The organism is Janthinobacterium aestuarii (assembly GCF_051380835.1).
Classification (GTDB): domain Bacteria; phylum Pseudomonadota; class Gammaproteobacteria; order Burkholderiales; family Burkholderiaceae_D; genus Janthinobacterium; species Janthinobacterium aestuarii.
Genome location: NZ_JBNYXU010000009.1, coordinates 84,220 through 107,778, shown reverse-complemented (window position 1 = coordinate 107,778; position 23,559 = coordinate 84,220). Strand labels below are relative to the sequence as shown.

The window sequence follows — 23,559 nt, the reverse complement described above, 5'->3', positions numbered from 1 at the left end:
CGCTGGAATGACGTTGGAATGAAGGATTAGTTTTGGATATCTGTAACAAATGCAAGACGGGTCTGTGGACCGTTGTCAGCCATTGCCCGTACTGCGGTCATGCGGTGGCGGGCGCTGCCCGGCCAGCCGCGGCCGTGCCGCCGCCGCTGCCTGTGCCAGTGCCGCCGCCAGTAGCGGCCAAGCCGCCGCCCGTGCCGGTGGCGCAGGCGCCCGCACCGAAAGCGCCACCGAAACCGGCACCGAAACCGGCACCGGTGCCGCCGCCGGCGCCAGCGCCAGCGAAACAGGCCCAGCCGGCCCAGCCGAAAGCCGTGCCCAAGCCCGCGCCGGCAGCGCCGCCCGCATCAACCGAACGGCCATTACCGCCACGCAAGTGGCTGCGCTGGCTGGGCGGTATCGCCGTGCTGGCGGCCGTCATCGTCTACATGAATGGCAAGCCGGGCAGCAAGAATGAATCGGCTTGCAATGACGCCATCGACAGCGGCTTGAAACTGGTGGCGAATGGCAGCCTGGACGGTGCCCGCCAGAAGCTGGCGACGGCGAAGAATGTGTGTACGGGCAAGTCCAGCGCCAAGGCCGACGATTTGCAGGCGGCCATCGGCAAGGCCGGTGCCGCATCCAGCGCTTGCCAGCGCAGCGTGCGCGCCATCGAGCGCGCGATCGATGGTCATCAATTGCAAAGCGCGGCCAAGGGCATTGCCGCGCTCGACATCGATTGCGCGGGCGCAGCGAGCGTGGATTACTTGCGCAAGCAGCTGGCGCGTCAGCAGGCGGCAGCCGCGTCCGTGCTGGTGGGCGTGCGCCAGGCGCTCGATGGCAAGGATGCGGTGGCGACAGGCAATGGCATCGCCAGGCTGGAAGCGATCGACCGCGAAGCGGTGGAATTGCCGCAATTGAAGGCGGACGTGCAGGCGCTGTCGGCTGCCGCGGCGCCGGCGTCCGTTGCAGCTCCTGCTGCAGTCCCGGCGCCCGTGCCGACGCCGGCACAGCAGGAACCGGCGCCCGCGCGCACGGTCGAACGTTCAGCAGTGGCCGAACGCCGTCCGCTGGAAACGTCGCCTGTCGATAGCGGCGCAGCCATGCGCAACGAAATGGCGCAATCGTTCCTGCGCGATGCCGAGCGTTCATTGCTGGAAGGTAAGTTCGATGCGGCCAAAACGTATCTGGAAAGCGCGCGCCGCGTCGATCCGGGCAATGCGCGCATCGATAACCTGTCGCGCCGCATCCGCGAGCGCGAACGGCAAGTGCTGCAGACGGAAACAACGATCAATTAGCTATCTGGGGAGTCACCATGCTGAACCACACCACCTTGCGCGCGGCCGCTGCGCTGACCATCGCGGCCATGCTGGCCGGCTGCGCCACGGCGCCGATGAACCCGAATGGCGTGCGCCAGGACAGTTCCTATCCGCAAGGTGGCGCCCAGGCTGCCACGGATGAGGACCCGTGCAGCGTGGGCACGTCGGCCGCTGCCGGTGCGGCCGTGGGCGCGCTGCTGGGTGCGCTGGCGGGCGGCAAGAATGGCGCGCTGAAGGGGGCGGCCATTGGCGGCGGCCTGGCGGCAGCCGGTTGCCTGGCCATCAATGTCAATTCGCGCCAGACCAAGACGGCGGCGCAGGCGGACCGCGACTACATCCGCACACGGGGCGCGCTGCCGCGCGAGCCGCAAGTGGTGTCGTACACGCCGCAGCTGAGCGCGTCGACCGTCAAGCGCGGCCAGCCGTTCAAGGTGAATTCGGTGGTGGAACTGGTCAACGGCAGCGCGCAAAGCGTCAACGACGTGCGCGAAGAGCTGGTGGTGCTCGATCCGCAAGGCCAGCCGTTCAAGTCCGGCTCGAAAGCCCTGGCCAGCAACAACAAGTCGGGCGGGCGCTTTGAAAACTCGTTCGAGCTGACCTTGCCGGCCGGTGTGTCGCAAGGCGTGTACGGCGTCAAGACGAATCTGTACGTGAACGGCAAGCTGGCCGCCACGCGCGACTTGCGCACGCAACTGGTGATGCTGGACGACAATAGCGGCGCGGCGCGGCTGGCGCTGCAGTAAAGGGGTCTTGCAGGAGTATCAACGTCTCATCCAGTCGTAGCGAGCGGCGATGATTTGTGGCCGAGAAGCGCAGCGCTACTTTAGTAGCGTGAGCATCGCCGGCCGCAAAGCGCGCCGCGCAGTAGGCTGGGTGAGATGTCGGCTATGCTCCACCCTGGTACCCATGCTGGCGCCAGGCTTCGTAGACGACGACGGCCACCGTATTCGATAAATTCAAACTGCGGTTGTCCGGTCGCATCGGCAGGCGGATGCGTTGCTCGGCGGGAAAACCGTCGCGCAGGGCCGGGTCGAGGCCTTTTGTTTCGGAACCGAACACGAACACGTCGCCCGGCAGGAAGGCCACGTCGCCGAACGGGCGCGAGCCGCGCGTCGTCATGGCGAACATGCGGGATGGGTCGGGCCGGGTGTCGGCCAGGAACGCTGCCCAATTCTTGTGCACCTTCATGGTGGCGTAATCGTGGTAATCGAGGCCGGCGCGCTTCATCTTGGAATCGTCGAGCGGAAAGCCCAGCGGTTCGACCAGGTGCAGCTGCGCACCCGTATTCGCGCACAGGCGGATGACGTTGCCCGTATTGGGCGGGATTTCAGGTTCTACCAAAACAACGTGAAACAAAATGCTCTCCTTATATAAGTGATGCTAGCGTGGCGGCGTGCGCGCCACCACCAGTATGCTGACCCTGGCCGCTCCTTCGCTCTTGCAGGCGGCGGCCAGCGCGTTGACGGTATGGCCGCTGCTCATCACGTCGTCGACGATGCCGACATGGCATCCTTGCAATAACGGCGCGTGTTCGGGCGCGATGGCGAACGCGTGCGCCAGGTTGGCTTGCCGTTCCTGCGGCGCCACGCCGCTTTGCGCCCGGGTTTCGCGCACGCGCAGCGCCAGGCGGGGCTGTAAAGCTACGTCCAGCAGGCGCGCCAGCGGACGGGCAATTTCCAGGGCCTGGTTAAAGCCCCGCTCGGCCAGCCGGGCCGGGCCCAGCGGCACGGGGCACAGCAGCTGCGGTGCTTCCCACTCTGGTTGTTGCTGAATGGCAACGTGCAGCAGTTCTGCCAACAGGGGCGCCAGCGCCAGGCGCGCACCGAATTTCAGCTGCAGCAGCAACTGGTCGACGGGCGCCACATAATCAAACGCCGTGATCGTGGCGTCATACGCCGGCCGCTGGCGCAGGCAGCGTCCGCACAGTATTGCCACATCGTCGAGCGGATTGGCGCACTGGCGGCAGCGGGGCCGGATCTGTCCCAGGTACTGCGCGCGGCAGGGCGGGCACAGCACTTGCGGGCAGCCGATGCCGCACAACGCGCACTGGGCCGGCAACACCGTGGCGCCCAGCCACAGCCGCAGCGCCTGCCACGCGGCATCAAGGCGGTGCCGGGTGGCGGTTCGCATCGCGATGGCGTCGTTCCATGTACACTGCCGACATTATCTCACCTCACCCGATTTAACATGCCAGTTCCCACCAGTCCGCCCAAAATGAGTGCACCCATCGATGCGGTGCAAGTACGCGATTTCTTTTCCCGTCCGGCGCGCGTCGCGCCATCGGACTTCCTGCGCCGCGAAGTGTCGGCACGCATGCACGAGCGCCTGGAGCTGGTGAAAATCACGCCGCACCGTGTGCTCGACGCCGGCTGCGGCCCTGGCGCGGACCTGGCGCAGCTGCAAAAGGATTATCCCGCCGCGCAGATTATCGGTCTCGATGCAGCGCAAGCGATGATGCAGGCGGCGCGCGCGCCCGCGTCGAAACTGGCCAGTTTGAACCAGTTTCTCAGCAAACTCTTGCCGGCGAAGGCGGGCGTGGATCTGCTGTGCGGCGACCTCGGCGACCTGCCGCTGGCGCAGGGCAGTATCGACCTCGTGTGGTCCAACCTGGCGCTGCACTGGCATGCCCAGCCCGACCGCGTGTTTGCCGAATGGCGGCGCGCGCTGCGCCTCGATGGCTTGCTGATGTTTTCCTGTTTCGGTCCCGACACCTTCCGCGAAGTGCGCGATGCCTTTGCCGAAGCGGATTTATATCCGCACGCCTTGCCCTTTGTCGACATGCACGACTTTGGCGACATGCTCGTCGAGACGGGCTTTTCCACGCCCGTGCTGGATATGGAGATCATCACCGTCACCTACGACACGGCGGAAAAACTGCTGGCGGACGTGCGCGCCTTTGGCGGCAACCCGCTGACCACGCGCCGGCGCGGCCTGATGGGCAAGGCGGCATGGCAGCGCATGCTGGCCGCGCTGGAAAAAACGCGCCGTCCCGACGGCAAGCTGGGCCTGAGTTTCGAGGTGATCTATGGCCACGCCTTCCGTCCCGCACCGCGCGTGACGCGCAACGGCGAGGCGATCATCCGTTTCGATCTGCCGCGCAAACCCACATAAAAGCGTAAAGAAACCGACACTTGGTCGGCATCCGCGCGAGCAAGCGTTGCAAAGCGCGCGGTGGCCGGGAGAAGGGCGCGCACAAAGCCGATTATTGCTTGATGGATTCAAGTTTACTTGATTATAATCGTTGATTGTTTGTCAGCTTGTTAAGTAGAAAAAACAAGGGCTGCATACAAAATAAAAAAAACAAAGCGAGACGAATTCGAAGTTACTGCATTAGTATAGTAACCATCTTCCACACGAGGCCATTTCGATGTGGGGAAGAAAAACAGGGTTCCAGCATGGTTGCGCGCCGCCGTTTTTGCTGCGGCAGCCAGCATGGAATTCGCTGGTGCTTGACGCACATGGCCGCATTCTGGCCGTGTTGCTTTCATGGAGGAGCGGCAGCGGTCCAGTACGGAGAAGTCCGCAGCCGTTTAAAATATCATTATTTTTTGGGTGGTTGGGGAAAACATGACACATGCAAAGCGACTTCAATCGTTGCTGCTCGGGCTGTCTTTGACAGCGTTTGGCATCGGGCGATGGGCCACGGCGGCACCGGCTGCCGGCACCTATCCCGGCACCGGCGGTCCCGTGCCGTTCGAAATGAATCTGCAACCGCCGGCGACACAGATCGCCCATGAAATCTACGATTTGCACACCCTGATGATGATCATCTGTCTGGTGATCTTCGTGGCCGTGTTCGGCGTCATGTTTTATTCCATCTTCAAGCACCGCAAGTCCCTGGGCCACAAACCGGCCACTTTCCACGAAAGCACCACCGTCGAGATCGCCTGGACCGTCGTGCCTTTCCTGATCGTCATTGGCATGGCCCTGCCTGCCACGCGCACCGTCGTCGGCATGAAGGATACGTCGAACGCCGACATCACCATCAAGGCCACGGGCATGCAGTGGAAATGGGGCTATGACTACCTGAAAGGCGAGGGCGAAGGCATTTCCTTCCTCTCCAACCTGGCCACGCCGCGCTCGCAAGTGGGTGCGCCAGGCGCGCCGCCGACGGAAAAACGCGGTGAAAACTACCTGATCGAAGTCGATAACGAAGTCGTCGTGCCGGTCAACAAGAAGATCCGCGTGGTGCTGACGGCCAACGACGTCATCCACGCCTGGTCCGTGCCCGCCTTTGGCGTCAAGCAAGATGCGATTCCCGGCTTCGTGCGCGACACCTGGTTCAAGTCTGACCATATCGGTACCTTCCGCGGCAATTGCGCCGAGCTGTGCGGCAAGGAACACGCGTTCATGCCCATCGTCGTCAAGGTCGTATCAGCCGATGACTACAAGGCCTGGGTTGATGTAAAACAAAAGGAAATGGCGGCATTGGCTGATGATCCAAGCAAGGTGTGGACCATCGACGAATTGAAGGTCAAGGGCGAGAAAGTGTATGCGGCCAACTGCGTGGTCTGCCACCAGGCGACAGGCAAGGGCGTGCCAGGTGCGTTTGCGCCGCTGGACGGCTCGGCCATGGTGAACGGTCCGAAAGCGGATCAGATCCACGTTTTGCTGAACGGGCAAAAGAGCGGCAAGTATCCCGCTGAAATGCCGGCCTGGAAACAGCTGTCCGACACGGAAATTGCCGCAGTGATCACTTACACGCGCAATTCCTGGTCGAACAAGGCCGCAGAGAACATCGTTCAACCAGCCGAAATCGTGGCTGCACGCAAGTAATTAGGAGCCGCATATGAGTACTAGCACGAGCACTAGCACCTTGGACCACGCCGGTCACGATCACGACCATGCCCACGACCATCCCACAGGCTACCGCCGCTGGCTGTTTGCCACCAACCACAAGGATATCGGTACCCTGTACCTGTGGTTTTCGTTCATCATGCTGCTGTCGGGCGGCGTGCTGGCCCTGATGATCCGTACGGAACTGTTTCATCCAGGCCTGCAATTCTTTCACCCAGAATTTTTCAACCAGCTGACCACCATGCACGGCCTGGTGATGGTGTTTGGTGCCATCATGCCGGCCTTCGTCGGCTACGCCAACTGGATGATCCCGCTGCAAGTGGGTGCGTCCGACATGGCGTTTGCCCGCATGAACAACTTCTCGTTCTGGCTGCTGCCGCCGGCCGCGCTGCTGCTGGCCACGTCCTTCCTCGTGCCGGGCGGCGCCACGGCTGCCGGCTGGACCCTGTATGCGCCGTTGTCGACGCAGATGGGCCCCGGCATGGACATGGCGATTTTCGCCATGCACCTGATGGGGGCCTCGTCCATCATGGGCTCGATCAACATCATCGTTACCATCCTGAACATGCGCGCACCGGGCATGACCCTGATGAAAATGCCGATGTTCTGCTGGACCTGGCTCATTACCGCGTATCTGCTGATCGCCGTCATGCCCGTGCTGGCCGGCGCCATCACCATGACGCTGACGGACCGCCATTTCGGCACCTCGTTCTTTAACGCGGCGGGCGGCGGCGACCCCGTCATGTACCAGCACATCTTCTGGTTCTTCGGCCATCCCGAGGTCTACATCATGATTCTGCCGGCCTTCGGCATCGTCTCGCAGATCCTGCCCGCGTTTGCCCGCAAGCCCTTGTTCGGCTACGCGTCGATGGTGTACGCCACGGCCTCGATCGCGATCCTGTCCTTCATCGTCTGGGCGCACCACATGTTTACCACCGGCATGCCGGTGACGAGCCAGCTGTTCTTCATGTACGCGACCATGCTGATCGCCGTGCCGACGGGCGTGAAAGTGTTCAACTGGATCGCCACGATGTGGAAGGGCTCGATGACGTTCGAGACGCCGATGCTGTTCTCGGTCGGCTTCATCTTCGTGTTTACCATGGGCGGTTTCACGGGCCTGATCCTGGCCGTCACGCCGATCGACATCCAGCTGCAGGATACCTATTATGTGGTGGCCCATTTCCACTATGTGCTGGTGGCCGGTTCGCTGTTTGCCCTGTTCGCCGGCTTCTACTACTGGTCGCCGAAATGGACTGGCTATATGTACAACGAAACGCGCGGCAAGATCCACTTCTGGCTGTCCCTGATCACGTTCAACGTGACCTTCTTCCCGATGCACTTCCTGGGCCTGGCCGGCATGCCGCGCCGCTACGCCGACTATCCGGCGCAGTTCACGGACTTCAACATGATCGCCTCGATCGGCGGCTTCGGTTTCGGCCTGATGCAGGTGTACTTCCTGTTCTTCGTGGTCCTGCCGACCATCCGCGGCGGCAAGGCTGCGCCGGCGAAACCATGGGAAGGCGCGGAAGGCCTGGAATGGACCGTGCCGAGCCCGGCGCCTTTCCACACGTTTGAAACGCCGCCGACCGTGAAATGAGGTATCCCGGGCCGGCGTGTTGCGCGGCCCGTCTTGAATAAAGTGCCTGTCATGACCGAACGTAAAAAACCGAACAACCTGCGTACCGGACTGATACTGGGGGGCCTGGCGGCCTTCTTCTTCCTGTCCGTGTTCGTCAAGCGCATGTGGCTCTGACGTGACGACGCCAACCCAACAGGAAACACGCGGCCTGAACCGCAAGATGCTGGGCAAGCTGCTCGTCATTGCCGTGCTGATGTTCGGCTTCGGCTATGCCCTGATTCCCGTCTACAAGCAGATTTGCGAAGTGATGGGCATTAACGTGCTGACGCAAAAAGATGGCACGGTGGCCTACGACAACAATACGCAGGTCGACACGACGCGCAGCATCACCGTCGAATTCGACGGCAATGCGCAGGGACCATGGCGCTTCCGCCCGACGGTGTCGAGCATGCAGGTGCATCCGGGTGAACTGGTGACCGTCATGTATGAAGTGGTCAACACGCAAAACCGCGTCGTCAATGCGCAAGCCATCCCCAGCTATGCGCCGCAGAGCGCCACGCCGCATTTCAAGAAGGTCGAGTGCTTCTGCTTCAAGCAGCAGACCTTGAAAGCCAAGGAAGCGCGGCAGATGCCGGTGGTGTTCTTCCTCGATCCGGCCCTGCCGAAAGAGGTGAAGACCATCACCCTGTCGTACACGTTTTTCGAGATTGCCGGTCTGAGCCAGGCTCAGGCGCCGGCCGTCCAATAGGAGAGTGGCATGGGCGAATCCAAGCAGCCTGAAAAAGCGTCGTTCCTGTATTCGCTGCGGGCCGTCGTGTGGTCGTTCACGGGCTTGCGCCGCAAGAGCGATTTCGACACGGATTCGGCCAAGCTCAATCCCGTGCACATCGTCATCGCCGGCTTCCTGGTGGTGGCTTGCCTGATCGGCATCCTGATTTCAATTGTTAAATTCGTCGTTTTATAAATTATAAAAACCACCCTATAAGTTTTTGAGGAGATGATGATGAGTTCCAACCACGCCGCCGTACCCTATTATTTCGTGCCCGGCCCGTCGCGCTGGCCCATGCTGGGCGGCGCCAGCCTGCTGCTGACCATGATCGGCGCATCGGCCTGGGTCAACGACGTCTCCTGGGGCCCGTACGTCAATTACCTGGGCCTGGTCGGCATCCTGCTGGTGCTGTATTTCTGGTTCGGCGATGCCATCAGCGAATCGGAGCAGGGCCTGTACAGCGAGCGCATCGACCACTCGTTCCGCTGGAGCATGAGCTGGTTCATCTTTTCGGAAGTCATGTTCTTTGCCGCCTTCTTCGGCGCCCTGTTCTATGCGCGCAGCATCTCGATGCCATGGCTGGCCGACCTCGACCACAAGGTGATCTGGCCCGATTTCGCCGCTCAATGGGGCAATACGGGCCCGGCCGGCACGGTGCAGGAATTCACCACCATGACGCCGTTCTGGATTCCGACCATCAATACGGCCTTGCTGCTGCTGTCGGGCGTCACCCTGACCATCTCGCACCATGCGCTGCGCGCCGGCCACCGCGGCATGACGGCCCTGTTCCTGTTCGCCACGATCTTGCTGGGCGCCATCTTCATGGGCTTCCAGGTCTACGAATACATGCACGCCTACAGCGAACTGAACTTGAAATTGACGTCCGGCATCTACGGTGCCACCTTCTTCATGCTGACGGGCTTCCACGGCTTCCACGTGACCCTGGGCGCCATCATGCTGTCCGTCATCCTGTACCGCGTGCTGAAAGGCCACTTCACGCCGGAACACCACTTCGGCTTCGAAGGCGCCGCCTGGTACTGGCACTTTGTCGACGTCGTCTGGCTGGGCCTGTACGTAGTCGTGTATTGGTTATAATGGCGGGGCAGGGCGCGCGTCGTTGATGCGTGCGCCGGCACCATAAAAAAAGCCGTACCGGGACATCCTGGGTACGGCTTTTTTCTTAGTCTAAGAATTTTGCTAACCAAGCAACGTCGTTAGCACCGGGGTCAGCCCCTGCCGGGGGAATTCGCCCCAATGGGGCGGATTCCGATTCCGCAGGGACAGACCCCAGCATTTAATGTATCCCCGTGGGCTGGATATAGCCGAGCTTGTGCGCCAGCAGGATCAGCAGGAACAGGGTGATCGACAAGCCCACGCGCAGTGCCAGCGCTTGCACGGTGCGGTTGCTCTTGCCCTTGTCGCGCATGAGGAAGAACAGGGCCGAGCCCAGGCTGCCCAGGATCAGGATGAAGGCGATGGCAACGAGGATTTTCATGGATGGTAGCGCCAGGCTTGAGGAGGTTTCATTGTAATGCGTATCCGCTTCCATTTTAGATGGATTCCATTTGTTGTAATGCTGCTACTGGTGGCGCTGGGCGTGTCGCTGGCGCAATGGCAGCAGCGCCGTGGCGACGAGAAAGTCGCCCGCGCCGCCCGGCTGGAAGCGGGCAACCAGGCCGCGCCCCTGGGATTGACGGCCGCGCCGATGCTGCCGGCCGACGCGCAAGCGATCGAATACCGCAGGATCACCGTCACGGGCCATTTTATTCCGGCCTGGACGGTGTACCTGGACAACCGCCCCTACAAGGGCCAGGCCGGCTTTCATGTGCTCACGCCATTCCAGATCGACGGCTCCCAGATGCATGTGCTGGTGGCGCAGGGCTGGCTGCCGCGCAACAATGCCGAGCGCACGCGCATTCCCGACTACACGACACCGGCCGGCACCGTCACCATTAGCGGCATCGCGCGCCTGAACGCGGGCCATGTGATGGAGCTGGGCACGGCGCCGGCCCTGGCGCCGCGCGCCATCGTGCAAAATGCCGATATCGGCCAACTGGCCCAGGCCAGTGGCCTGGCCTTGCAGCCATTCATTCTCGAACAAACAGTCGACCCAGCAGCCGCGCCAGTATCCGGCCAGCTTCCCGTGCGCGACTGGTCGGCGCCGGACCTGGGCGCCGACAAGCACCGCGGCTATGCATTCCAGTGGTACGCACTGGCACTGATGGCTTTTCTATTTTTTGTCTTTACAGGATTTCGACGTGCAAACAAACAACCCTGAAGCAACGCAAGACAGCAGCAATAAACAGGCACAGAATACGGGACGCTGGAAACTGCTGGCCGTCGTGGCCGTATGCGCGTTTCCCATCATCGCCTCGTATTTCACGTATTACATCATCAAGCCCACGGGCCGCAACAATTACGGCGCCCTGATCGACCCGCGTTTGTACCCGATACCCGAGGCAGCGCTGCAGGTGACGGAACTGGACGGCAAGGCGTCGCCGCTGGCGCAGTTCAAGGGCAAGTGGGTGCTGCTGCAGACAGGGCCGTCCGATTGCCAGGAAGCATGCAAGAAGCAATTGTTTGACATGCAACAACTGCGCCTCATGCAAGGCAAGGAACGCGAACGCCTGGAACGGGTCTGGCTGGTGACGGATGCCCAGCCGCTCGACACTCTGGTGATGCGCGAATTCGACGGCACCAGCATGCTGCGCGTCAATAGCGACGCCTTGAAAGCGTGGCTGCCCGTGGAGCCGGGTGGCAAGACCAGCGACCATTTCTATTTGATTGATCCGCTGGGCAATCTGATGATGCGTTTCCCGAAAGACGCGGACCCGAACAAGATCAAGAAAGACATCGCCAAGCTGCTCAAAGCTTCGGCGATCGGTTGAGGAGTCTGCATGCCGACGATGCATCTCTCCGCGCTGGCCCAGCTGGGCTTGACGGGTCTGCTGGTGGCGCTGCTGCCCTTGACCATGGTCTGGGTGTCCGCGGACGCCAATAAATACCGCAAGCTCGTGTGGATCGCCGTCTTTTTGACGGTCGACCTGATCATGTTTGGCGGTTTTACGCGCCTGTCCGACTCGGGCCTCGGCTGCCCCGATTGGCCAGGCTGCTATGGCTCGGCCAATCCTTTCCTCGCGCACGAGCACATCGTGGCGGCGGAAACGCTGATGCCGACGGGCCCCGTGACGGTGGTCAAGGCCTGGATCGAAATGACCCACCGCTATCTGGCCATGGCCATTGGCGTCTTGATCGTGGCGATGACGGTGCAGGCGTGGCGCCAGTGGAGAAAGAGCAAACGTGCCGAGTTCGCGCCTGCGCTGCCCACGGCGCTGTTCCTGTTCGTCTGCCTGCAGGGCGCGTTCGGCGCCTGGACGGTAACATTGAAATTGCAGCCCGTGATCGTCACCATCCACTTGCTGCTGGGCATGGGCTTGCTGGCCATGCTCACTTGGCTGGGCGGGCGCCAGGATCATGCCGTCCAACCCTTGCTGCGTGCCGATGCGGACGCTGCCGTGCTGCGTCCCGTGCGCGCGCTGGCCATCTTTTCGCTCGTGCTGTTGACCGTGCAGATCGCGCTGGGCGGCTGGGTGAGTACCAACTACGCCACCCTGGCCTGCACGGATTTCCCCCTGTGCGGCGGCAAGGTCATTCCGGAAATGGATTTCGAGCATGGTTTTCATCTGTGGCGCGAGCTGGGCAAGACGGCCGCCGGCCATTACTTGCCGTTTTCCGCACTGACAGCCATCCACTGGGTGCACCGCAATTTCGCCTTCATCGTGCTGGCCGGCATCGGCTACACCGTGTTTCGCGCATGGAAGCTGCCGTCCTTGCGCGGCACGGCACGCTGGGTTGCGCTGGTGCTGGCTCTGCAGGCGGCAACGGGCCTGGCGACGATTTACCTGAGCTGGCCATTGTCGATTGCCGTCCTGCATAACGGCGGGGCGGCGCTGCTCGTGTTATTGCTGACCATGTTAAACTACAAGGCTAAATTCCAACTCGATGTAGCGCGGAAATCTGCTTCCGCCTCCGCGCCAGTGCCCTCGGCACCAGCCAGTCCTTCCCGTATCGCATAAATGACTACTCAGACCATCAGCCGTAAACCATCCCCCCGCATCGCCCAGTATTGGGCGCTGACCAAGCCCCGCGTGACGCAACTGGCCGTGTTTTGCGCCGTCATCGGCATGTTCCTGGCCAGCGAGGAGTTGCCCGACTGGCGCGCGGTGGTATTCGGCACCATCGGCATCTGGCTGCTGGCCGGCGCCGCGTTTGCCGTCAATTGCCTGGCCGAGCGCGAGATCGATGCGCGCATGGCCCGCACGGCGCGCCGTCCGATGGCCATGGGCGACATTACGGTGAAACAGACGGTGGTGTTCGCGCTGGTGATCGGCGGCCTGGGCATGGCAATTCTGTATCATTTGGTCAATCCGCTGACCATGTGGCTGACCTTTGTCACCTTTGTCGGCTATGCCCTGATCTACACCATGGTGCTGAAACCGGCCACGCCGCAAAACATCGTCATCGGCGGCCTGTCCGGCGCCATGCCGCCCGCGCTGGGCTGGGCGGCCGTCGCCAACGACGTGCCGATGCAGGCCTGGCTGCTGGTCCTGATCATTTTTGTGTGGACGCCGCCGCACTTCTGGGCCCTGGCCATGTACCGCCGCGACGATTACGCGCGCTCGGGCCTGCCCATGCTGCCCGTCACGCACGGCTTGAAGTTCACGCAATTTCACGTCTGGCTGTACTCGATCGCGCTGGCCGCCACCACCTTGCTGCCGTACGCCGTGCGCATGAGCGGCCTGATCTACCTGGCTTCGGCCGTGGTGCTCAACGCCGGCTTCCTGTACTACGCGTGGAAGATGTACCGCCATTACACGGACTTGATCGCGCGCAAGGCGTTTACGTTTTCCATCATTTACCTGGCCTTGCTGTTCGCGGCCCTGCTGGTCGACCACTACATTCCCCTCGGCACATGAAAAAAACCCTGACACTGTTGTTGGCGGCCGCGCTGGTCGCCGTCCTGGCCGGCTGCGGCAAGCCTGCCGCGACCAAGCTGGCCTTCAAGAATACGGACGTGACGGGCCTCGGCTATGCGCGCGAGTTCGCGCTGACGGACCACACTGGCCATCCGCGCACCCTGGCCGACTACAAGGGCAAGCTGGTGCTGGTGTTTTTCGGCTATACGCAATGCCCGGACGTGTGCCCCACCACCATGGCCGACATGGCCCAGGTGATGCGGGAAATGGGCCCGCAGGCGGACCAGGTGCAAGTGCTGTTCGTCACCGTTGACCCCGAGCGCGATACGCAAGCCTTGCTGGCCGAATATGTGCCCGCCTTCGACAAGCGTTTCGTGGGCCTGTATGGCGACGCGGCCGCGACGGCCAAGGTGGCCAAGGAATTCAAGGTGTATTACGCCAAGGTCGAGGGCGAGACGGACAGCAGCTATACGGTCGACCACACGGCCGGCACCTATGTGTTCGACCGCGAAGGCAAGATCCGCCTGTTCGTGCGCCACGGCGAAAAGCCGGCCGCCATCGCGCACGATCTTAAACTTCTGCTATCCTGATCCGGTCGCGCCGCTAGGCGCCATCTTCAGGACATGCAGTACATGGACAAACGTTTCGAGCCCCACGCCCGCCTGGCAGCCATCATCTTCCTGTTGATCGGCTGCTTTTTCGTCTTGCGGCCCTTCCTCGCCGCCATGCTGTTTGCCGCCTGCGTGGGCATTTCCAGCTGGCCTTTGTACCTGCTGCTGCTGGACCGCCTGAAAGGCCGGCGCAACTGGGCGGCCGCCATCATGACCCTGTCGCTGCTGCTCGTCATCGTGCTGCCGCTGGCCCTCGTCACCTACAACCTGGCCGACAACGTGTCGCGCATCTATGAGCAGTTGCGCGCCGCGCTGGAATCGGGTGGCCTGCATCCGCCGGCCTGGCTGGCCAGCATTCCCGTGGTGGGTGAAACCATCGCCGGCTACGTGGATCGCCTGCTCGCTGACCGCGAGGAATTACTGAATCTGGGCAAGACGATGCTGGAACCGGCGCGCCATTTCCTCGCTTCCGGCGGCATCCTGCTGGGTACGGGCCTTGCGCAGACCAGCTTGGCCGTATTCGTCAGCTTCTTCCTCTACCGCGACGGAGAGCAGCTGAGCCGCGCCCTGATGACGGGTGCCGGCCGCATCATCGGCGACAGCGCGCCCGGTGTGGGCCTGACCATCAGTCGCACCGTGCGCGGCGTCATGTATGGCTTGCTGGGCACGGCGCTGGCGCAGGCGCTGGTGGCCGTGGCGGGTTTTCTGATCGCCGGCGTGCCGGCCGTGGCCCTCTTGGGTGTGGCCACCTTTATCTTTTCGCTGATCCCCGTGGGACCGCCCTTGATCTGGGGCGGCGCCGCCATCTGGCTGTTCAATGACGGCCAGACGGGCTGGGGCATCTTCATGCTGGTGTGGGGCGGTTTGCTGATCAGCGGCGTGGATAACGTCGTGAAACCCATGCTGATCAGCCGCGGCAGCAGCCTGCCGTTTTTGCTTGTGCTGCTCGGCGTGCTGGGCGGTGTGCTGGCCTTCGGCTTCGTCGGCATCTTTATCGGGCCGACCCTGCTGGCCGTGCTGTACAGCTTGCTGCAAACATGGACGGTGGGCGAGACCACCGTGCCGCAGGGCAAAGATACCCTGACGAGCAAGAAGTAATTAATCTCTTAAATCCGCATCTAGGTCCCGCTCCTGCTTCGGGATCACTTTAATGAGCACGATGCGGGGCCCGTTCATCTTCTTGACGACGATGTCGAAGTCGACAAAGGTGATGCGCTGGCCCTGCTTCGGAATGTCACCGAGCTTGACCATGATCAAGCCGCCCACCGATTCCACGTCGTCCAGCCCCAGCTCCTCGTTTTCGATATCGATGCCGAGGATGCGTTCGAGCGAGAAGATGGGCAGGCTGGCCTTGCCGATCAGGGTGCCGTCGCTTTGCTTGAGCCAGTCGTTTTCATTGCGGCGGAATTCATCGCGGATTTCGCCGACCATGGCGCCGAGCAAGTTATCCAGGGTGATGAAACCCAGCGGGCGCTTGCCTTTTTCGCCGATCAGGGCGAAGTGCGGGGCGCCGTCGCGGAAGCGGCGGAACAGTTCCAGTGCCGGCGTGCGTGCGGAAATGATGTCCACGGGACGCAGGAACGGCGTGAGCGAGGTGATCGGCTTGCCCGCCTGCTGGGCAAAGAACAGGTCTTTCAAGTGCACCACGCCCAGCACGTCGTCTTCATTCGTGTCGAAATACGGGTAGCGGCTGAAGCGGTTGCGCAGCACCGTGTCGAGGTTTTCTTCCAGGGTGTTCGAGGCGTGCAGGGCGATCACTTCATTGATCGGGCGCATCAGGTCCGACACCGTCATCTGTTCGAAATCGAGCGACTGCGCCAGGATGTTGCGCTCGTCGCGCGTAAATTTCTCGCCGGGCTGGCTGGTGCGCAGGATCAGTTTCAGTTCTTCGGACGAGTAATGGGCGTCGTGGCCACCCTTGCCGGACAGGCCCGCCAGGCGCAGCACCCAGTTGGCGCTGGCGTTGAGCAGGTAGATGGCCGGATACATGGTCCAGTAAAAGCCGTACAGGGGAATCGCGCTCCACAGGCCGACGGCTTCCGGGTTGCGGATGGCCATCGATTTGGGCGCCAGTTCGCCCACGACGATGTGCAGGAAGGAAATCACGCTGAAGGCGACGACGAAGGAGACGCCATGGATCAGCTCTTGCGACGTGACGCCGATGGCGCCGAACAGCGGCTCGAGCAGGCCGGCGAACGCCGGTTCGCCGACCCAGCCCAGGCCCAGCGACGCCAGGGTGATGCCCAGCTGGCAGGCGGACAGATAGGCGTCCAGCTGGCCATGCACCTTGGCCAGGATGCGGCCCCGCAGTCCCTGTGTCTTGGCGATGGCGCGGATGCGCGTGCGCCGCAATGTGACGATGCCAAACTCGGCGGCAACAAAAAAACCGTTCAGCGCGACCAGGAAGAGGGCGAGCAGGACTAGCAAGACATTGTGCATGGGGGCGCTGAAGATGGGCTGGTAAAACGTCATCTTAAACGACGAAGGGCGCAGTATCCTAATTTCCGGCAAATCGGCCCTGCGGTTTTACACGATGCTGCGGCGCGCGGCGTCGACCAGCGGCGCGGCGCCCCGTTCTCCCAGCGTCTGCAACAAGTCCTCGAAGTCGTGCGCGCGGCCATGCGCCAGCTCGGCAGCGCTGAGACCGATAATCTGCAGGAAGGTAAATTTTCCCGAGACCAGTGCATATTCGTCCGGGTAATGTTCGCTGGGCACCATGATGATGGCGCTCAGTGCGGACTGCTGGCCATCGATGGGGCCGCCAACCGACATGCGGTCCCAGGCGTCCAGCGGTTCCTGGTCACCGAAGCGGCCTGCCGCCAGCAGCATTTGATAAGCGGCGAACCTGCGCACCAGCGCCAGCGCCCATGGCGACTGCTGCGGGCATTCCAGCAGCAGTTCGCGGCCCAGTCCCGTCCACTCTTCCTCCGCATCGGGTTCGTCGTCCCACGGATTGGACAGACCGGACGACACGTAGACCCAGTGCGGCCGCGCGGGTGTCGGCGGGCATTCGAACACGCCGATATGCAGCCAGCGCGGGTCGACTTGCGTACAGTTGAACATCTGTTCGAACAGGGACAGGTCGAGCGGGTAGATGCCCGGTCCCAGGTCCCCGAACAGGGCTGTGTAGAGCGTTTCTTCGCGCTGGGTCCAGGCTGCTTCCAGAAGGCTGCTTGCGGCGCCGTCATTGCTAATGTTGGTCATGTCGGTTCACTGAAATGGATGAGCATTTGAGTATAAAACGTGCAACTTTATGACGGCGTACTGTTCAACCGGCCAATGCACCGGCCTCAGGCGGCTGCCTTGGCGGGGGCCGTTTGCGGCCCGCCGCGCATGGCAAAGACCATGACGGCCGAGACGATGGCGGGGATGGCGACGACGAGGAAGATCGTGCTGTTGGGCCAGTTCAGGCGGATCAGCTCGCCACCGAGCACGGGGCCGATGATGGAGCCGATGCGCCCGATGCCCAGGCTCCAGCCGATGCCCGTCGAGCGCAGGGTGGTCGGATAGTAGCTGGCCGCCAGGGCGTTGACGGCAGGCTGGCCGCCCACCACGCAAAAGCCGGCGATGAAAATCGTGATGAACAGGAAGGCCAGCGACACGTCCGGACGGCCGATCAGGGCAATGGCCACGGCGGCGACCAGGAAGCACGGCAGCAGGATGCGGCGGAAGCTGGAGCGGTCGATCAGCTGGCCCATGACGAGGGTGCCGATGGTGCCGCCCACTTGCAGGGCAGTGCCGGCCAGCACGGCGTTGGCCGTTGACAGGCCCGCTTCCTTGGCGATGGTCGGCAGCCAGTTCGACAGGAAATACAAGTTCAGCAAGTTCATGAAGTTGATGACCCACAGCAATATCGTCATCTTGGCGCGGCCGCCCGTAAACAATTGCAGCACGGGCGCGCCCTTGTGTTCCTTCTCATGCACGAGGTATTGCGTGTCGGCCGTGATGGTCACCGTCGGGTCGATGCGTTTGAGCCATTTGGCGACTTTATCCAGCTTGCGTTTCTTGAGCACGAGAAATTGCATCGATTCCGGCAGCAGGAAGAACATCAGCACGCCGATGATCAACGGCACGACGCCGCCCACGTAAAACACGGATTGCCAGCCGAAGGCGGGAATCAGCGCGGCGGACAATAGCCCGCCCAGCACGGCGCCCAGGGTAAAACCGCACGAGACCAGCATCATCAGGGTGACTTTCTTGCGCAGAGGGCTGTATTCGCCGGCCAGCGCCATGGCGTTCGGCATCACGGCGCCCAGGCCCAGTCCCGTGATGAAACGGATCAGCTGCAATTGCTCGATGGTCGTTGCCAGCGGCGTGACCAGCATGCACAGCGAAAAGAAGATGGTCGAGCCGATCAGCACCGGGCGGCGGCCGAATTTGTCGGCCGTGATGCTGAACACGAGCGAGCCGACCAGCATGCCCAGCAGGCCCGCGCCAAACACGGGGCCCAGGTTGGCCTTGCTGACATGCCAGTCGGCAATGATGGCCGGGGCCACATAGCCCATCGCCTGCACGTCGAAGCCATCCATGATGACGCACAGCCCGCACAGGATCAGCATGCCGATCTGGAAGGAGCCGATCTTGTTGTTATTGATGAGATCTGGAATATCGATCGTCTTGCCTGCCGTGGACATGGTGCCGCTCCTGTTTTTTTATGGTGATCGCGCCCTTCCGGCGAGGGCTGGGCGCGTGTTTGTCTCAGGCTTTATTACAATCGCTTTTGATTGATTATTCAAACGTTATTTTCGAATGGATTTATCAGGTTTCCTTGTGAATCTTCGGGTGACCCTGGATGGCCGCCAGGATCACGTCGAGCGCCGGGTGCATGATCTTGCGCTCGTTCGAGATGACGTAAAACTGTTCGCGCAGGGATGAAGCGTCGCCGACCAGCACGGCGCCGAATTGCTCTTCGATATCGGCCGCCAGGCTGGCGGACGCGAAGAACAGGCCCAGGCCCTTGCGGCCAAACGCATTGAGCATGGCGTTGTCCTCGAATTCGCCGACCACATCGGGGCGCACGCCTTGCTGCACCATCCATTCGTCGATGCGTCCGCGCAAGGCGTTATTGCGCGCGGGTAGCAGGAACGGGGCCCCGTGCAGGCTGTGCGGGAAATTGTCGCGGTATTGTTCCGCCAGCGCGGGGATGCCGAACAGCTTCATGGCGCTCTCGCCCCACAGGTGGCTGGAGACGCGCAGGCTGGCGCCGGCCGGCACGGCGCGGTCCGTCAGCACCAGGTCCAGCTTGTGCAGGGCCAGGTCGGCCAGCAGGGACTCGAATTCGTCTTCCAGGCACACGAGTTTGATGGGCTGGTCCAGGCTGCGCGTGGCGTCGAGCATGCGATACGCCATCAGTTTCGGCAGCGAATCGGAAATGCCCACCGTCAGGCGCATCTTTTCCGCGTCCGCATCGGCCAGTGCGTCCTGCATCTGCTCGCCCAGCAGGAAAATCTGGTCCGCATAGCCGAGCGCCAGGCGGCCCGCTTCCGTCGGCACCAAGCGCCGTCCCTGCGGCTGCAGCAGGGATTTGCCCAGCTCCTTTTCCAGCAGGGCCAGCTGCGTGCTGATGGTTTGCACGGCCAGTCCCAGCCGTTCAGCCGCCCGCGTCACGCCGCCTTCCTTGGCGACCACCCAAAAGAAATACAAATGGCGGTAATTGAAGCCCGTGGTTTTCATCGCTGCACCCTCTATCTTCTGTTTTTACGAAGTAATACTTCCATTATCTTCTATTTTTAAATGTGTCACACGTCCCTATACTACGTTCCATTGAATTTGGATAAAGGGGAACTATCGATGAAACATTTCAGAGTGTCATTTCTAGTGACATTTATCTGCCTGGGCATTTCCGCCTGGTGGGGTTACACGCACGGTGGCGTGCAGACGATGCTGGCGGCGCTCGGTATCGCGGTGATCCTGGGCGTGATGGAAGTCTCGCTGTCGTTCGACAACGCGGTGGTCAACGCCTCGGTGCTGAAGAACTGGGACAAGTTCTGGCAGGGCCTGTTTCTGGGCGTCGGCATCATCATCGCCGTCTTCGGCATGCGTTTGCTGTTCCCGCTGGTCATCGTGGCGCAAGCGGCGGACCTGGGCTTGATGGAAGTCTGGAATCTGGCACTGAGCAATCCTGAACAGTACTCGATGCACCTGACGAACCACCATGCGGAAGTGGCGGCCTTCGGCGGCATCTTCCTGCTGCTGGTCTTCCTGAACTTCCTGCTGGACGACGAAAAAGAAACGCACTGGCTGGGCCGTATTGAAGAAAAACTGGGCGCGCTGGGCAAGGTATCGTCGATTTCCGTGATGATCGCGCTGGGCACACTGATGGCCAGCCTGTCGATGATCGAAGAAGGCCAGAAACTGGTGGTCCTGACGGCCGGCCTGTGGGGTATCCTGACCTACGTGGGCGTCGATGTGATCAGCGGCTTGCTGGAAGGCGATAACGGCGACGGCAACATGGGCGACATCGTCAAGCGCGGCGGTATTGGCGGCTTCCTGTACCTGGAAGTGCTCGATGCTTCGTTCAGCTTTGACGGCGTGATCGGCGCGTTTGCCATCACCAAGGATGTCGTGATCATCATGCTGGGCCTGGCTATCGGCGCGATGTTCGTGCGGTCGATGACGGTGTTCCTGGTGCGCAAGGGTACGCTCGACGAGTTTGTTTATCTGGAGCACGGCGCGCACTATGCGATCGGTATCCTGGCCGTGATCATGTTGGTCAGCATGAAGTTCCACATTCCCGAGATCTTCACGGGTCTGATCGGCGTGGCCTTCATTCTCGCTTCGCTGTGGTCGTCGATCCGTTACAAGCGACGCATGGCCTTGCTGGAAGGCACGGAAGATAAACAGCCTGCGCTGGAAGCAGCAGCCAAGGCGTAAGAGATACGCGGCAAACGTCTACACCCGTTTGCCAGCGTGATGCAGCAAGCGCCGCCGCCGGCCTGGGGAGTCGGGCCGGTGGAGGGCGCCAGGTGTTTTGCAAGTTAATTATTCGCTGGACTTTTATTTCACATAGGAGAAATACATCATGGCAATCAGTCTGCAAAAAGGCGGCAACGTCAACCTGAGCAAAGAAGCTCCTGGCATCTCGAAGATGATCATCGGCCTGGGCTGGGACGCCCGCGCCACCGATGGCGCCGCGTTCGACATCGACGGTTCCGTGTTCCTGTTGAAGGCGGACGGCAAGGTACGCGCCGACGTCGACATGATTTTCTACAACAACCTGAAATCGAGCGACGGTTCCGTCACCCACTCGGGCGACAACACCACGGGCGCCGGCGATGGCGATGATGAAACCGTCATGGTCGACCTGGCCACGGTGCCAGCCGAGATCGACAAGATCGCCGTCTGCGTCACGATTCACGATGCCGAAGCGCGCAAGCAAAACTTTGGTATGGTATCGAAAGCGTACGTGCGCTGCGTGAACGCCAACGGCAACACGGAAATCGCCCGCTTCGACTTGTCGGAAGATGGCTCGGCCGAAACGGCCATGGTCTTCGGCGAAATCTACCGCAATGGCGCCGATTGGAAATTCAAGGCCATCGGCCAAGGCTACAAAGGCGGTCTGGGCCCACTGGCTGCATCGTTCGGCGTCGGCGTGTAAGGTCGCCACACCAAACCTACTGCGCGGTGCGCTTTGCGGCCGGCGATGCTCACCGTACTAAAGTACGGTTGCGCTTCTCGGCCACAAATCACATCCGCTCGCTACGGTTTTGTGCGGCACCGTTACTCTGCAATAAAGGCGGTCTACTGTGTGGAGCGTCCCATCATTATCTAGTTGAGGAAGGAACAGGTATGCCAGTTTTCAATATTACCGGGGACGTCGACCCGTTCCTGCATGTGTCGCTTGCCAAGGGCGAGAAGATTTATTGCGAATCCAATGCAATGGTGATGATGGAAACCAATCTTGAGCTGAAAGGCAAGATGACTGGCGGCATAGGCGCCGCGCTGATGCGCACCTTTGCCAACGGGGAATCGTTCTTTCAGCAGCATATCGAAGCCATGCGGGGCGACGGCGACTGTCTGTTGTCGCCCACCTTGCCTGGCGCGATGCGGGTGCTCGAGGTGGGCGCCCAACAATACATGATCAGCGACGGCGCCTTCGTGGCGGCCAGTTCTGGCGTGGAATTGAAGGTGCGCACGCAGAGCCTTGGCAACGCGCTGTTTGCCCAGAGCGGTGGTTTTTTCATTACCGAGACGGCAGGCAGCGGCCAGTTGGCGGTGTCCGGTTTTGGCGCGATGTCGATACTGGAAGTGACGCCTGGCAAGGACGTGGTGATCGATAACTCGCACGTCGTGTGCTGGGACAACCGCCTGCAATACGAAATTTCCATGACGACCGGCAGCAGCGGCGGCTTTCTGGGTAACCTGATCAATAGTCAGACCAGCGGGGAGGGCATGGTACTGAAGTTTTCAGGCACGGGAAAAATCCTCGTGTGCTCGCGCAACCGCGCGGCCTTCCTCGCCTGGACCCAAAGCAAGCCGGCGTAATCAAGCAGTAACCAACCTAACAGGAGCTATGCGTATGTCTGTCAATTTGAGCAAAGGCCAGAAGATTTCTCTGGACAAAGAAGCTGGTACCACCCTGACCCGTATCACCATGGGCCTGGGCTGGGATGCGGCCAAGACCAAGGGTTTCCTCGGTTTCGGTTCGAAGACGGAAGCCGTCGACCTGGACGCGTCGTGCGTCATGTTCGATGAAAACAAGAGCACGTCCGACATCGTCTGGTTCCGCCAGCTGAAAAGCAAGGACGGCAGCATTGTCCACACGGGCGACAACCGTACGGGCGCGGGCGATGGTGACGACGAACAGATCAATGTCGATCTGTCGAAAGTGCCGGCACACGTGAAAAGCCTGGTCTTCACCGTCAATAGCTTTACTGGCCAGAACTTCTCGCAGGTGGAAAACGCCTATTGCCGCATCTTGAATGCCAGCAATAACCAGGAAGTCGCGCGTTTCAACCTGTCTGTGCAAGGTACCCACACGGCACAGATCATGGCCAAGCTGTACCGCCATAACGGCGAATGGAAGATGCACGCCATCGGCGAAAACGGCAACGGTCGCACGTTTGACGATTTAATGCCGCAGATAGCCGTGCATCTATAAAGGTCAGGCCAAATCTGCTGCGCGCCGCGATTTGCGGCCTGTGATGCTCACTGTGCATTCGCACAGCTGCGCTTCTCGGCCACAACTCGCATTCGCTCGCGACGATTTTGCCAGACTTTATTAAGGAGCAGTACGCAGCGGGCGGGGGACGGACCGGATACCGGCCCTTGTCCGTTGCTCTATATTTAGGAGAGTATGTCGTGATGCGATTGCTGATAGCCTTGCTACTTCCGTGTCTCACGTTTTTCATGCTGGGGCGCCCGCTGGCCGGTGCCGCCGCCTTGATCTTGCAGTGCACTGTGATCGGCTGGGTGCCGGCGGCCCTGTGGGCCCTGTACACGGTGAACCAGCATAAATCGGAGCAGGAACTGGAAGGTGCGTTAAGCCGCAGCTACATGCGCAGGCGTAGTCGGCTGATCTAAATCAGCCGGG

At 61.5% G+C, this 23,559-nt stretch carries 28 protein-coding genes; 20 read left to right on the top strand and 8 right to left on the bottom strand.

Going from position 1 to position 23,559, the window contains the following annotated elements; all coding sequences use genetic code 11:
- The first annotated feature begins 32 nt into the window (after positions 1-32).
- Together ACQ4WO_RS22065 and ACQ4WO_RS22060 are read left to right on the top strand one after the other, a co-directional pair.
- Positions 33-1,274: a hypothetical protein gene (locus tag ACQ4WO_RS22065; protein WP_436483259.1), complete on the top strand. Its 1,242-nt coding sequence runs from the start codon at positions 33-35 to the stop codon at positions 1,272-1,274.
- A 17-nt stretch (positions 1,275-1,291) separates the two neighbouring features.
- The gene (locus ACQ4WO_RS22060) at positions 1,292-2,038 is read left to right on the top strand and encodes a hypothetical protein (RefSeq protein ID WP_436483258.1); all 747 of its coding nucleotides are present in this window, start codon (positions 1,292-1,294) and stop codon (positions 2,036-2,038) included.
- Between the two features lie 142 nt (positions 2,039-2,180).
- On the opposite strand, the gene trmL is transcribed toward ACQ4WO_RS22060, so the two are convergent.
- Together trmL and ACQ4WO_RS22050 are read right to left on the bottom strand one after the other, a co-directional pair.
- Positions 2,181-2,651, bottom strand: a complete 471-nt coding sequence (gene trmL, locus ACQ4WO_RS22055; RefSeq protein WP_436483257.1) for a tRNA (uridine(34)/cytosine(34)/5-carboxymethylaminomethyluridine(34)-2'-O)-methyltransferase TrmL — start codon at positions 2,649-2,651, stop codon at positions 2,181-2,183.
- Positions 2,652-2,675: 24 nt separating this feature from the next.
- Positions 2,676-3,425: a phosphoribosyltransferase family protein gene (locus tag ACQ4WO_RS22050; RefSeq protein WP_436483256.1), complete on the bottom strand. Its 750-nt coding sequence runs from the start codon at positions 3,423-3,425 to the stop codon at positions 2,676-2,678.
- A gap of 84 nt (positions 3,426-3,509) precedes the next feature.
- Between ACQ4WO_RS22050 and ACQ4WO_RS22045 the strand changes: the two genes are divergently transcribed.
- Positions 3,510-4,406 carry a methyltransferase domain-containing protein gene (locus ACQ4WO_RS22045; protein WP_436483255.1) on the top strand — a complete coding sequence of 299 codons (897 nt, stop codon included), beginning with the start codon at positions 3,510-3,512 and terminating at the stop codon, positions 4,404-4,406.
- Positions 4,407-4,555: 149 nt separating this feature from the next.
- Here the strand turns inward: ACQ4WO_RS22045 and ACQ4WO_RS22040 are convergent, their stop codons facing one another.
- Positions 4,556-4,783 (bottom strand): hypothetical protein, encoded by a 228-nt coding sequence (locus ACQ4WO_RS22040; protein ID WP_128141319.1) that lies wholly within the window; start codon positions 4,781-4,783, stop codon positions 4,556-4,558.
- Between the two features lie 79 nt (positions 4,784-4,862).
- Between ACQ4WO_RS22040 and coxB the strand changes: the two genes are divergently transcribed.
- From coxB to ACQ4WO_RS22010, 6 genes are read left to right on the top strand one after another with little or no spacing between them, the layout of a single operon-like run.
- The gene (coxB, locus tag ACQ4WO_RS22035; protein ID WP_436483254.1) at positions 4,863-6,071 is read left to right on the top strand and encodes a cytochrome c oxidase subunit II; all 1,209 of its coding nucleotides are present in this window, start codon (positions 4,863-4,865) and stop codon (positions 6,069-6,071) included.
- Positions 6,072-6,084: 13 nt separating this feature from the next.
- Complete coding sequence (gene ctaD, locus ACQ4WO_RS22030) at positions 6,085-7,689, top strand: cytochrome c oxidase subunit I (RefSeq protein WP_128141321.1); 1,605 nt, start codon at positions 6,085-6,087, stop codon at positions 7,687-7,689.
- Between the two features lie 51 nt (positions 7,690-7,740).
- Positions 7,741-7,845: a cytochrome oxidase small assembly protein gene (locus ACQ4WO_RS22025; RefSeq protein ID WP_223278996.1), complete on the top strand. Its 105-nt coding sequence runs from the start codon at positions 7,741-7,743 to the stop codon at positions 7,843-7,845.
- Between the two features lies 1 nt (position 7,846).
- Complete coding sequence (locus ACQ4WO_RS22020; protein ID WP_436483253.1) at positions 7,847-8,419, top strand: cytochrome c oxidase assembly protein; 573 nt, start codon at positions 7,847-7,849, stop codon at positions 8,417-8,419.
- A 9-nt stretch (positions 8,420-8,428) separates the two neighbouring features.
- Positions 8,429-8,635: a DUF2970 domain-containing protein gene (locus tag ACQ4WO_RS22015; protein ID WP_034749002.1), complete on the top strand. Its 207-nt coding sequence runs from the start codon at positions 8,429-8,431 to the stop codon at positions 8,633-8,635.
- A gap of 39 nt (positions 8,636-8,674) precedes the next feature.
- On the top strand, positions 8,675-9,535 hold the full coding sequence (locus ACQ4WO_RS22010) for a cytochrome c oxidase subunit 3 (RefSeq protein WP_436483252.1): 861 nt from the start codon (positions 8,675-8,677) through the stop codon (positions 9,533-9,535).
- A gap of 199 nt (positions 9,536-9,734) precedes the next feature.
- Here ACQ4WO_RS22010 and ACQ4WO_RS22005 read toward each other — a convergent pair whose 3' ends face one another.
- A complete protein-coding gene (locus ACQ4WO_RS22005; protein WP_034748996.1) occupies positions 9,735-9,935 on the bottom strand; it encodes a twin transmembrane helix small protein in 201 nt (66 codons plus the stop codon).
- Between the two features lie 78 nt (positions 9,936-10,013).
- Here ACQ4WO_RS22005 and ACQ4WO_RS22000 point away from each other — a divergent pair, with 78 nt between their 5' ends.
- The 6 genes from ACQ4WO_RS22000 to ACQ4WO_RS21975 are packed head-to-tail and all read left to right on the top strand — an operon-like array spanning position 10,014 to position 15,125.
- A complete protein-coding gene (locus tag ACQ4WO_RS22000; RefSeq protein ID WP_436483251.1) occupies positions 10,014-10,718 on the top strand; it encodes an SURF1 family protein in 705 nt (234 codons plus the stop codon).
- Entirely contained in the window at positions 10,699-11,328 is a 630-nt protein-coding gene (locus tag ACQ4WO_RS21995; protein WP_072456869.1) for an SCO family protein, read from the top strand. The genes ACQ4WO_RS22000 and ACQ4WO_RS21995 overlap by 20 nt, the downstream gene beginning before the upstream one ends.
- An 18-nt stretch (positions 11,329-11,346) precedes the next feature.
- Complete coding sequence (locus ACQ4WO_RS21990; protein WP_436483364.1) at positions 11,347-12,516, top strand: COX15/CtaA family protein; 1,170 nt, start codon at positions 11,347-11,349, stop codon at positions 12,514-12,516.
- Positions 12,517-13,416 (top strand): heme o synthase, encoded by a 900-nt coding sequence (gene cyoE / locus ACQ4WO_RS21985; RefSeq protein WP_436483250.1) that lies wholly within the window; start codon positions 12,517-12,519, stop codon positions 13,414-13,416. It abuts the gene before it with no gap.
- Positions 13,413-14,006, top strand: a complete 594-nt coding sequence (locus ACQ4WO_RS21980) for an SCO family protein (protein WP_436483249.1) — start codon at positions 13,413-13,415, stop codon at positions 14,004-14,006. Before cyoE ends, ACQ4WO_RS21980 begins: the two co-directional genes overlap by 4 nt.
- A 42-nt stretch (positions 14,007-14,048) precedes the next feature.
- Positions 14,049-15,125 carry an AI-2E family transporter gene (locus tag ACQ4WO_RS21975; RefSeq protein ID WP_436483248.1) on the top strand — a complete coding sequence of 359 codons (1,077 nt, stop codon included), beginning with the start codon at positions 14,049-14,051 and terminating at the stop codon, positions 15,123-15,125.
- Here ACQ4WO_RS21975 and ACQ4WO_RS21970 read toward each other — a convergent pair whose 3' ends face one another.
- From ACQ4WO_RS21970 to nhaR, 4 genes are all read right to left on the bottom strand, one after another.
- Complete coding sequence (locus tag ACQ4WO_RS21970) at positions 15,126-16,466, bottom strand: hemolysin family protein (protein ID WP_034749482.1); 1,341 nt, start codon at positions 16,464-16,466, stop codon at positions 15,126-15,128.
- A gap of 87 nt (positions 16,467-16,553) precedes the next feature.
- Positions 16,554-17,231, bottom strand: coding sequence for a suppressor of fused domain protein (locus tag ACQ4WO_RS21965; protein ID WP_436483247.1), 678 nt, complete (start codon positions 17,229-17,231; stop codon positions 16,554-16,556).
- 86 nt (positions 17,232-17,317) lie between these two features.
- A complete protein-coding gene (locus ACQ4WO_RS21960) occupies positions 17,318-18,661 on the bottom strand; it encodes an MFS transporter (protein WP_436483246.1) in 1,344 nt (447 codons plus the stop codon).
- A gap of 124 nt (positions 18,662-18,785) precedes the next feature.
- Positions 18,786-19,700: a transcriptional activator NhaR gene (gene nhaR, locus ACQ4WO_RS21955; RefSeq protein WP_128141330.1), complete on the bottom strand. Its 915-nt coding sequence runs from the start codon at positions 19,698-19,700 to the stop codon at positions 18,786-18,788.
- A 117-nt stretch (positions 19,701-19,817) separates the two neighbouring features.
- Between nhaR and ACQ4WO_RS21950 the strand changes: the two genes are divergently transcribed.
- From ACQ4WO_RS21950 to ACQ4WO_RS21930, 5 genes are all read left to right on the top strand, one after another.
- Entirely contained in the window at positions 19,818-20,900 is a 1,083-nt protein-coding gene (locus tag ACQ4WO_RS21950; RefSeq protein WP_436483245.1) for a DUF475 domain-containing protein, read from the top strand.
- 148 nt (positions 20,901-21,048) lie between these two features.
- Entirely contained in the window at positions 21,049-21,624 is a 576-nt protein-coding gene (locus tag ACQ4WO_RS21945) for a TerD family protein (RefSeq protein WP_034748966.1), read from the top strand.
- 191 nt (positions 21,625-21,815) lie between these two features.
- On the top strand, positions 21,816-22,511 hold the full coding sequence (locus tag ACQ4WO_RS21940; RefSeq protein ID WP_338680854.1) for a TIGR00266 family protein: 696 nt from the start codon (positions 21,816-21,818) through the stop codon (positions 22,509-22,511).
- A 34-nt stretch (positions 22,512-22,545) separates the two neighbouring features.
- A complete protein-coding gene (locus ACQ4WO_RS21935) occupies positions 22,546-23,127 on the top strand; it encodes a TerD family protein (protein ID WP_034748960.1) in 582 nt (193 codons plus the stop codon).
- Positions 23,128-23,330: 203 nt separating this feature from the next.
- The gene (locus ACQ4WO_RS21930) at positions 23,331-23,549 is read left to right on the top strand and encodes a hypothetical protein (protein WP_034748958.1); all 219 of its coding nucleotides are present in this window, start codon (positions 23,331-23,333) and stop codon (positions 23,547-23,549) included.
- The last annotated feature ends 10 nt before the right edge of the window (positions 23,550-23,559 follow it).

Excerpts from the sequence above, each read along its gene's own strand:
- ACQ4WO_RS22040 (WP_128141319.1), bottom strand. The coding sequence starts at position 4,783 with ATGAAAGCAACACGGCCAGAATGCGGCCATGTGCGTCAAGCACCAGCG.
- ACQ4WO_RS21990 (WP_436483364.1), top strand. The coding sequence starts at position 11,347 with ATGCATCTCTCCGCGCTGGCCCAGCTGGGCTTGACGGGTCTGCTGGTG.
- coxB (WP_436483254.1), top strand. The coding sequence starts at position 4,863 with ATGACACATGCAAAGCGACTTCAATCGTTGCTGCTCGGGCTGTCTTTG.
- ACQ4WO_RS21935 (WP_034748960.1), top strand. The coding sequence starts at position 22,546 with ATGTCTGTCAATTTGAGCAAAGGCCAGAAGATTTCTCTGGACAAAGAA.
- cyoE (WP_436483250.1), top strand. The coding sequence starts at position 12,517 with ATGACTACTCAGACCATCAGCCGTAAACCATCCCCCCGCATCGCCCAG.
- ACQ4WO_RS21940 (WP_338680854.1), top strand. The coding sequence starts at position 21,816 with ATGCCAGTTTTCAATATTACCGGGGACGTCGACCCGTTCCTGCATGTG.
- ACQ4WO_RS22060 (WP_436483258.1), top strand. The coding sequence starts at position 1,292 with ATGCTGAACCACACCACCTTGCGCGCGGCCGCTGCGCTGACCATCGCG.
- ACQ4WO_RS21970 (WP_034749482.1), bottom strand. The coding sequence starts at position 16,466 with ATGCACAATGTCTTGCTAGTCCTGCTCGCCCTCTTCCTGGTCGCGCTG.
- ctaD (WP_128141321.1), top strand. The coding sequence starts at position 6,085 with ATGAGTACTAGCACGAGCACTAGCACCTTGGACCACGCCGGTCACGAT.
- ACQ4WO_RS22010 (WP_436483252.1), top strand. The coding sequence starts at position 8,675 with ATGAGTTCCAACCACGCCGCCGTACCCTATTATTTCGTGCCCGGCCCG.
- ACQ4WO_RS21945 (WP_034748966.1), top strand. The coding sequence starts at position 21,049 with ATGGCAATCAGTCTGCAAAAAGGCGGCAACGTCAACCTGAGCAAAGAA.
- ACQ4WO_RS22050 (WP_436483256.1), bottom strand. The coding sequence starts at position 3,425 with ATGCGAACCGCCACCCGGCACCGCCTTGATGCCGCGTGGCAGGCGCTG.
- ACQ4WO_RS22025 (WP_223278996.1), top strand. The coding sequence starts at position 7,741 with ATGACCGAACGTAAAAAACCGAACAACCTGCGTACCGGACTGATACTG.
- ACQ4WO_RS22005 (WP_034748996.1), bottom strand. The coding sequence starts at position 9,935 with ATGAAAATCCTCGTTGCCATCGCCTTCATCCTGATCCTGGGCAGCCTG.
- ACQ4WO_RS22015 (WP_034749002.1), top strand. The coding sequence starts at position 8,429 with ATGGGCGAATCCAAGCAGCCTGAAAAAGCGTCGTTCCTGTATTCGCTG.
- ACQ4WO_RS21960 (WP_436483246.1), bottom strand. The coding sequence starts at position 18,661 with ATGTCCACGGCAGGCAAGACGATCGATATTCCAGATCTCATCAATAAC.
- ACQ4WO_RS21950 (WP_436483245.1), top strand. The coding sequence starts at position 19,818 with ATGAAACATTTCAGAGTGTCATTTCTAGTGACATTTATCTGCCTGGGC.
- nhaR (WP_128141330.1), bottom strand. The coding sequence starts at position 19,700 with ATGAAAACCACGGGCTTCAATTACCGCCATTTGTATTTCTTTTGGGTG.
- ACQ4WO_RS21980 (WP_436483249.1), top strand. The coding sequence starts at position 13,413 with ATGAAAAAAACCCTGACACTGTTGTTGGCGGCCGCGCTGGTCGCCGTC.
- ACQ4WO_RS21965 (WP_436483247.1), bottom strand. The coding sequence starts at position 17,231 with ATGACCAACATTAGCAATGACGGCGCCGCAAGCAGCCTTCTGGAAGCA.
- ACQ4WO_RS22045 (WP_436483255.1), top strand. The coding sequence starts at position 3,510 with ATGAGTGCACCCATCGATGCGGTGCAAGTACGCGATTTCTTTTCCCGT.
- ACQ4WO_RS21975 (WP_436483248.1), top strand. The coding sequence starts at position 14,049 with ATGGACAAACGTTTCGAGCCCCACGCCCGCCTGGCAGCCATCATCTTC.
- ACQ4WO_RS21930 (WP_034748958.1), top strand. The coding sequence starts at position 23,331 with ATGCGATTGCTGATAGCCTTGCTACTTCCGTGTCTCACGTTTTTCATG.
- ACQ4WO_RS22000 (WP_436483251.1), top strand. The coding sequence starts at position 10,014 with ATGCTGCTACTGGTGGCGCTGGGCGTGTCGCTGGCGCAATGGCAGCAG.